Raw genomic sequence first — 7,458 nt, forward strand, 5'->3', positions numbered from 1 at the left:
AGTGCAGTCGTTCTTCCGTCACCCGGCCTGCCGATACACAATCGAACCTGACATTACTTTCTAAAAGATTAGTAATGCTGATGACGCTAAGTGAGAGAGAGCTGGCGCTCATGGATGAGGCGCGCGCGATTCGCAGTATCACCATTACCGTTCGTTTTGATCGCCCCGGCGAGGATCCCGTCTTTGGCCTGGCGGTCACGCTTGGCGATGGTGATCCCCATATCCTGTTGAATTATCGTCGACGCCCGCGTCTGTGGCGCAGTCTCGATACGATCTACCGCTTTCTGAGAAATACCTGCCCCAACACCGAGCAGGTGCATTTGGCACTACGTGAAACGGCGTAAATGGAGTGACGGAAGAAATGGAACGACATATGAGCATGGACGTTCGCGCACGGACGCTGAAGGGCATGATGCCCCTGTTGATCTGCACGGGACTGTTGATCCTCCCTGAGCTGGCCCTGGCGCAAGGTAGCGGTGGCAGTAGCAACCCGATTCAGGGGTTTCTCGACGGCATTGTCGATCTGCTCAACAACGGCGTGACCCGCTCGGCGGCGATTCTGGTGGTGATGTTCCTGGGCTTTCGTGCATGGCGGGGCCACATGGAGTGGAGCTCGGTCGGCTGGGTGCTCGGTGGCATGCTGTGTGTTTTCGCGCCCGCGGCGATCGTCGACTGGGTGCAGAGCAACGCTGGCATCTAGGCGGCCAGCGTGGTTGTCGAAGACAAGCTCTTCGTGGGAATGACGCGCCCGACCATGGTGTGGGGCGCGCCGTTCGAGTTCGTGATGCTCAACGGCATGTTCTCCACGATCTTGTTTCTGGCGGCGGGCAACCCGTTGTATCTGCTCGTTGGTGTGCCGTTGCACGGCGTGATGTGGGGAATCTCACGTCACGATCCTCGGCTTGGGGAGCTGCTTTGGCTACACATGCGCCTGGCCGGTAGCAGCAGCATCACCAAGCGCTTCTGGGGCGTGCGTTCGTACACCCATCTGCCGGCGGAGGCACCGTCCTAGCACGGGCATAACGCGGCTATCTTCCAGTACGACACGGATTGTCGGCATGACAGTGAAAGAGACACAAAACGCGACCCTGCGTGCGAAAGAGGCGCCGAGCTCGCGCCATATTCCCTACAGTGCGCAAATTGATGCGCACACTCTCAAAACGCGTAGCGGTGACTTCGTGCGGACCATCCGACTGGACGGCATTCCGCACACGACAAGCCCCGATGAAGTCACTAACGCGTGGCACGAATCCCGGCATCACACACTGCTGACCATCGCGAGCCCGCAGGTGGGCGTGTGGACGCACCTGGTGCGTCGCCGCACCCATGTTGCGCCGAGTGGGGGGGCGTTCGAGTCGGGCTTTGCGACGAGCGTGGATGCGAAATACCGGGGCTTGCTCGGCAGTACCTCGCTCTATGCCAATGAGCTGTATCTGTCGCTCATCTATCGACCGGCCGCCTCGCGGGTTGGTGGTTTGATCAACCGGTTTCGTGACCGTGTTGATCAAGACGAGCGCCGGTATCGCCATGAGGTGGCCATGGAGCGGATCGCGGAGCTGACCGACGAGGTCATGAAAGGCTTCGCGGATTACCGTCCGCACTTGCTGGGTACCTACGAGCATCAGGGCATGCTGTGCTCGGAGCCGGCTGAGTTCGCGGCTTTCCTGCTGAACGGGTATTGGCAGCGCATGCCGCTGCCGCGGCGTGATCTGAGCACCGTGCTGCAGACGGCTCGGCCGTTCTTCGGCAAGAACCTGGTCGAGCTGAGCGACGTGGAGGGGGCGCGTCTTGGCGGCGTGCTTGGGGTGAAGGAGTACGCGCCGAGCACACGGCCGACGATGCTCGATTCGTTACTCGATGCGCCCTATGAGTTCGTGCTCACGCAGTCGTTCACGTACGAGACCCGGGCGCGAGCGCTCCATCAGCTCGAGATTCAGGTCAACCGCATGGATCAGGCCGAGGACGCGGCCGTCTCCCAGATGGAGGATCTTGTCGAGGCGATGGACCACGTGCAGTCGGGACGGCTGGCCATGGGCCATCACCATCTCACGCTGTTGTGCTATGGCGATTCCGTGCGCCAGCTCGGCGAGCATCTGACCGATGCCAAGCAGCGCCTTGCTGACGGGCGGTTCGTCGTGGCCCGAGAAGATCTTGGGATGGAGGCCGCTTACTGGGCGCAGCAGCCCGCTGCCTGGAGCTATCGGCCGCGGCCGTCGTTGATCACCTCGCGGAACGTCGCCGCGCTTGCCTCGTTTCATAACTACCCCAGTGGCTTGCGTGAGGCCCGTTGGGGCGGGCCGTTGTCGGTGCTGAGAACGACCGGCCGGACACCGTACTACTTCCACTACCAGGCGAGCGACGACAAGGAAGCGGCGGGCAACACGGCCATCGTCGGGCAGACCGGCACGGGCAAGACCGTGCTGATGGGCTTTCTGATCCTCCAGGCGTTGAAGATCAATCCCCGGGTGATGGTCTGGGACAAGGACCGGGGCATGGAGATCGCGGTGCGGGCTAATGGTGGCACCTACTTCGTCATCGAGCCCGGGCGGGCGACTGGCTTCAATCCGCTTCAGTTGGAGATGAACCCCGCCAACCGCGCATTTCTCAATGAGTGGCTGCGTACGCTGATCCGCGGCGAAGACGGCTATCAGATGACCACCGCGCACCATAAGCAGCTGGAGCAGGCGCTCGATGGCATCAGCCAGATGCCGCAAGCCGAGCGCCGGCTGACCAACTTGCGCCACTTTCTCGATACCACCGACACCGAGGGGCCGGCCGGCCGGCTTGCGCGTTGGTGTGAGGGTAATGAGTTCGGGTGGCTGTTCGATAACCCAACGGATGATTTCGCGCTGGATGCGCGTGTGTGCGGGGTGGATGTCACCGACCTACTGGATCGCCCGGTGATTCGCACACCCACCATGCAGTATCTCTACCACCGGGCGAATGAAATGATCACCGGCTACGACCCGTTCATGCTCATGGTCGATGAGGGCTGGAAGGCGCTGGACGACGAGGTGTTCGCCCCGAAGCTGAAGAATGACCTCAAGGTCATTCGTAAGCGCAACGGGGTGGTAGTGTTCAGCACTCAGAGTCCAGCGGACGCCATCAAGAGCACGATCAGCGACACGATCATCGAGCAGTCGATCACCAAGATCTTCCTCCCCAATCCGGCTGCCACCTGGGAGCAGTACAAGGCCCTCGGCGCCAATGAGAAGGAATTCGAGATCGTTCGCCGGCTTGGCAAGAAAAGCCGGCAGTTTCTCATCAAGCAGGATGATCGCAGCGTGCTCTGCGAGCTCAACTTGAACGACATGCCCGATGAGGTCGCCGTGCTCTCGGGCACGGAGGCAAATATCTCCGTGCTCCACGAGTGCATTAACGATGTCGGCGCCAATCCGGAGGATTGGCTGCCGGAGTTCTACAAACGTCGCCGGTGAGGCGCGGCCGGGGTGTCCGCGCCGCATACGGCCGGCCACGTTTCAACCAATGGAGGGTAACCCTATGCGACGGACAGGTGCAGTGGTCGCACCCGCTTTGGCTTTGGTGCTGTGGGGGGGAAGTGCAACGGCTTCCGGCATCCCGACCGTGGATGTGGTCAATATCGCCCAGACCACGCTAACGGCGAGCAACTCGACTGAACAGCTCTTTACGACCGTAGAGCAGCTGCAAAAGCTCAAAGAACAGTACGAGACCATCAAGAAACAATACGAGCAACAGCTTGAAGAGTGGGACGGATGGACCGGAGCAAGAAACCTCAATTCCCTCCTCAATGGATGGGAAGAGCGCGGCGAGCGGCGCTATACGCCGGAAAGTTGGGAGGAGACGCTGGCGATCCTCCAGGAGGGGAAAAACCCGGGCGGGGCGACCGATGAGTTGGAGCGCATCGTCAAGGAGGTCCGCGATGAAGACCAGCGTTACTCCCGTGAGGAGCTTTTCGGTGGCGATGGCGAAATTCCAGAGTCGCTAAAGGACGAGGCGGAGGACTATGAGCGCAGCGGCAATCGCCTCTATACCCACCGCGGCGTCAGTCAGGTGAGCTTCAACAAGACGAATGAGCGTCTTCTAAAAATGGAATCGCTCATAACCGAGATCAATAACGCTCGCGATCCCAAGGCGGCTCTGGATATGCAAAGCCGGCTCGTCGGCCAGTTGGGTATTCTGCTAACGGAGATGATCCGCATGCAGGCGACCAACAACATGATAACCGCCGACCGGGCTAGCGTGGAACGTAACACTTATGCGGCTGACCGGAAGGCTCGGACTGCGTATGTAAGAGACATTCCGTCCATTTATGAAGGAGACTCCCGATGAACAAGAAAACTATTCTCGTCTGTGGCGTCGCCGTCATCATTGCCATTCTTGGCACGGTCATCGTCATGCAGACGACGGCAAAAACGCCATTTGAAAAGATGATGGAGGCCGACCGTGAGGCGCGCAAGGCGAGCGTCGAGGATATCCCCTCCATTTCCATTGATGACGAGGAGGAATAGGAAATGCGTCGTCAGTTCCTTACAGGCCGCCTTGCTACCGCTGGCGAGTTTCGCAGGCGAAACGGCTGATCCCTATATCCCGGAGACCGTGAAGACGGAGCACCCGCTCGCCGAGTGGATCAACATCGAGGGGATTAGGGTCCTCAAGATGTTCTGGTCGGGTCGGCTCATGACCTACTGCCTGCCCGAGTACGATCCAGACGCGCTTGATAAGGAGAGATGCGCCGAATTGGTGGGCGACTACGTCGAACGTGCGCGGAAGTACGGGATTGACATGGAGCGCGCCGATATTAGGTCAAGGTCGTACATGGAGGCCGTGTCCGACGTTTTGGAGACCGAGGATCAATTGCGCGAGAAGTGGGCATCAAAATCGCTTCATGAGCGTGGCCCTTGGAACGCTTACAAGGAAGAAAAATACCGCGTATACGATGCGTTCATAGAGTCACGTAAATAGGTAAATTGATATGCTGTCAGAGCGGCGTGGCATCTCCGTGTCACGCCTCGTACTTTAGTTGCTAAAGACCTGTGTAGGGTTGGCCGTTGATTAACGATGTACGGGGCGTTGTCACAATGTTTTGCCGCCTGTATTGATGGTGTTGTCGGGTTTTCAAAAGGAGATATGGCTATGCGTGGTTACGCTGTGTCGGCATTGCTTTTTGGGATGCTTGCCGCTTCTGTATCGGCTCCGGGTTTTGCACAAAGCGTGAATGATCCGTATACCCCGGAGACTGTGAAAAAGGAGCATCCGTTGGGGCCGTGGCTCAATATTGAGGGGGAGAAGGTGCTGGATAAGTTTTGGGAAGCATCAATGATCGACTATTGTCTTGCGGAGAATAACCCGGATCCTCTGGAAAAAGAGATGTGTGCCGATTATGTCAGCGATAGTGTAGCGCGAGCAAGGGAGTATGGCCTTTCGGTTACTCGATCGGATTTTATGTCGCCTTCGTTTATGAAGGCAGTTTTGAAGATCGAGAAGAAGCTGAGTTATTTGGTGCAAAAATGGTCCGGAACCCGCCCTCGTCAGAGACGTCCTTATGAGGCGTTCAAGGAGGAGCAGCGGCGAGTCGAACAAGAGTTTCTAGAGAATCATCCGCGAGGTGAGTGATCGCGGTGCGCAAGGCGTGACGTTGTAACGTCACGCCTTCTTGGTGTGAAAGGTGTTGGTAGAGGGCGCAGGGATGGCCATTGTCAAAGACATTATCGATTCAGTCAATGATTCGACCGAGCTATATATTTCGGACGTGTTTGCCAATATTGGGTCGGAAATTGCTGTTTGGGTGGCGGACCTGTTTGCGCTCTACTTTATATTGATGGGGCTGGGTATATGGCTAGGTTGGATCAATCGGGACATTCGGGAGGTGTTTAAGAAAATAACGCTTGTGGCCGTTGTCTGGATTGTTTGTACCTCGTTTTCCGTCTATCAAGCACTGGTTGTCGATATAATGACCGACGGGCCGCCACAACTTGCGGCGACAATTACGGGGAGCAACGCAGGTTCGATACACGAAACGCTTGATGAAACCATGGCCGATGTGTTTAAGGCGACGTTTAAGGCGTTCAGAGGGGATGGATGGGGAGCGCAGTATCTTTTGGGGCTGGCTATATTCATACCAGGTCTGCTGGCCGTGGCGGTTGCGCTAGTGATGATTGTGACGGCCAAGATTGCAATTGCAGTGCTGGTGGCGGTTGGGCCTCTGTTTATTATTGCGCTGGTTTTTTCGTCGACGAAACGACTGTTCGAGATGTGGTTGCAGCATTTGATGAATTTTTTCCTGGTTATTGTGCTGACGGCAGCGTTTCTGGCGTTGACGGAGAGCTTGTTTAAGTCGGCGTTAAGCAAGATACCGGAATCAGATGAGATAGCGTTTAGTGATCTGGCGCCGTTTGTGTTGACGGCGGTGGTGATATTCATGCTGTTGAGGAAAGTGGAGACCCTGGCTGCAGGGTTGTCCGGAGGCATGTCACTGGGAGGGACAGGGCTGGTGGATTATGCCCAAGGAAAGATGGGGCAAGCGAATAGATCGTTAAATAAGCATGGGAGAGATTATTTAAATAGGGGGCTGAATAAGATAAGGAATAAAAGAAAAGGCGGGGATTTGAAGAAGAAGTGAGCATTTTCCCGGAAAGAGGGGCATGGTGAAGATGAAAAATATGCTGGTTATGCTGGTGTTCTGCGTTGGGTTGGCAGGATGCAATACCTATCCCAAGGAACCACCGCCTTGTGCGTCCCTGAATCATGGGCCGTGTGGTCCCGAGGTGCCTTTGAACACCATCGAGGCGAGGGCATAGCGGAGGCCGGCGGATGAAAGGCAAGAAGGCAAGGAAGCAGGGTGTCGCCCCGGATGAGGAGGGGGCCTATTACGAGGAGTCCCGGTTGTGGGATGACGAGGTCTATCAGAAGGCGAAGCTGCGTGAGCGCCGAGGCTGGTTGATCGGCGGGGGCGGGCTCGTGCTTGCAGTCCTCCAGGCGATCGCGCTCGTTGGGCTGACGCCGCTGAAGACCGCGGAGCCGTATGTCATTCGGGTGGATAAGTCCACGGGCATCGTGGAGGTCATCCAGGCCATGGAGGACGGCGGCACGATCACCGAAGACGAGGCCGTTACCAAGTACTTCATCGGCCAGTACATGCAGGCCCGGGAACAGTACGACAGCCAGGATTTCGCCCGCAGTTTCCGGCGTGTCGAGGCGTTCTCCTCGGGTAAGGCGGAACGGGCCTATTACGCGGAGATGGATGAGTCCAATCCAAAGAGCCCGGTGAACGTCTACGGCCGCAAGGCGCAGGTGACGATCACGATCAAGAGCATTTCGTTCCTCAATCAGAACACGGCCATCGTCCGGTGGATTCGGACGAAGAAGACCCGGAACCGGGAGTCCGTGAGTCATTGGCTATCTGTCAGGTCCCGGACGATTCCGTGGCTTTTTGTGAAATAGATCGGGCCTGTCAGCGTACCAGTGTTTCATCGCCTG

10 protein-coding genes are annotated in these 7,458 nt (G+C 57.5%); all 10 read left to right on the plus strand.

Annotation, left to right across the window (positions count from 1 at the left end):
* Positions 1–344 (plus strand): hypothetical protein (locus ACPEES_RS22570; protein WP_435106618.1); only part of this gene is annotated, 344 nt, incomplete at its 5' end.
* A 29-nt stretch (positions 345–373) separates the two neighbouring features.
* Complete coding sequence (locus tag ACPEES_RS22575) at positions 374–700, plus strand: TrbC/VirB2 family protein (RefSeq protein ID WP_435106620.1); 327 nt, start codon at positions 374–376, stop codon at positions 698–700.
* A gap of 9 nt (positions 701–709) precedes the next feature.
* Positions 710–1,012 carry a type IV secretion system protein VirB3 gene (locus ACPEES_RS22580; protein ID WP_435106622.1) on the plus strand — a complete coding sequence of 101 codons (303 nt, stop codon included), beginning with the start codon at positions 710–712 and terminating at the stop codon, positions 1,010–1,012.
* Positions 1,013–1,058: 46 nt separating this feature from the next.
* The gene (locus tag ACPEES_RS22585) at positions 1,059–3,437 is read left to right on the plus strand and encodes a VirB4 family type IV secretion/conjugal transfer ATPase (protein WP_435106624.1); all 2,379 of its coding nucleotides are present in this window, start codon (positions 1,059–1,061) and stop codon (positions 3,435–3,437) included.
* Positions 3,438–3,501: 64 nt separating this feature from the next.
* Positions 3,502–4,311, plus strand: coding sequence for a type IV secretion system protein (locus tag ACPEES_RS22590; RefSeq protein ID WP_435106626.1), 810 nt, complete (start codon positions 3,502–3,504; stop codon positions 4,309–4,311).
* Positions 4,308–4,490, plus strand: a complete 183-nt coding sequence (locus ACPEES_RS22595) for a hypothetical protein (protein WP_435106628.1) — start codon at positions 4,308–4,310, stop codon at positions 4,488–4,490. The genes ACPEES_RS22590 and ACPEES_RS22595 overlap by 4 nt, the downstream gene beginning before the upstream one ends.
* Positions 4,491–4,578: 88 nt before the next feature.
* A complete protein-coding gene (locus ACPEES_RS22600; RefSeq protein WP_435106630.1) occupies positions 4,579–4,944 on the plus strand; it encodes a hypothetical protein in 366 nt (121 codons plus the stop codon).
* A 96-nt stretch (positions 4,945–5,040) separates the two neighbouring features.
* Complete coding sequence (locus tag ACPEES_RS22605) at positions 5,041–5,595, plus strand: hypothetical protein (protein WP_435106632.1); 555 nt, start codon at positions 5,041–5,043, stop codon at positions 5,593–5,595.
* A 73-nt stretch (positions 5,596–5,668) separates the two neighbouring features.
* A complete protein-coding gene (locus ACPEES_RS22610; RefSeq protein ID WP_435106634.1) occupies positions 5,669–6,601 on the plus strand; it encodes a type IV secretion system protein in 933 nt (310 codons plus the stop codon).
* A 191-nt stretch (positions 6,602–6,792) separates the two neighbouring features.
* Complete coding sequence (locus ACPEES_RS22615) at positions 6,793–7,422, plus strand: virB8 family protein (RefSeq protein WP_435106636.1); 630 nt, start codon at positions 6,793–6,795, stop codon at positions 7,420–7,422.
* The last annotated feature ends 36 nt before the right edge of the window (positions 7,423–7,458 follow it).

The sequence above is a fragment of the Arhodomonas sp. AD133 genome (genome assembly GCF_051195215.1).
Classification (GTDB): domain Bacteria; phylum Pseudomonadota; class Gammaproteobacteria; order Nitrococcales; family Nitrococcaceae; genus Arhodomonas.

Coding starts and splice junctions, on each gene's coding strand:
- ACPEES_RS22575 (WP_435106620.1), top strand. CDS start 374: ATGAGCATGGACGTTCGCGCACGGACGCTGAAGGGCATGATGCCCCTG.
- ACPEES_RS22585 (WP_435106624.1), top strand. CDS start 1,059: ATGACAGTGAAAGAGACACAAAACGCGACCCTGCGTGCGAAAGAGGCG.
- ACPEES_RS22590 (WP_435106626.1), top strand. CDS start 3,502: ATGCGACGGACAGGTGCAGTGGTCGCACCCGCTTTGGCTTTGGTGCTG.
- ACPEES_RS22595 (WP_435106628.1), top strand. CDS start 4,308: ATGAACAAGAAAACTATTCTCGTCTGTGGCGTCGCCGTCATCATTGCC.
- ACPEES_RS22605 (WP_435106632.1), top strand. CDS start 5,041: ATGTACGGGGCGTTGTCACAATGTTTTGCCGCCTGTATTGATGGTGTT.
- ACPEES_RS22610 (WP_435106634.1), top strand. CDS start 5,669: ATGGCCATTGTCAAAGACATTATCGATTCAGTCAATGATTCGACCGAG.
- ACPEES_RS22615 (WP_435106636.1), top strand. CDS start 6,793: ATGAAAGGCAAGAAGGCAAGGAAGCAGGGTGTCGCCCCGGATGAGGAG.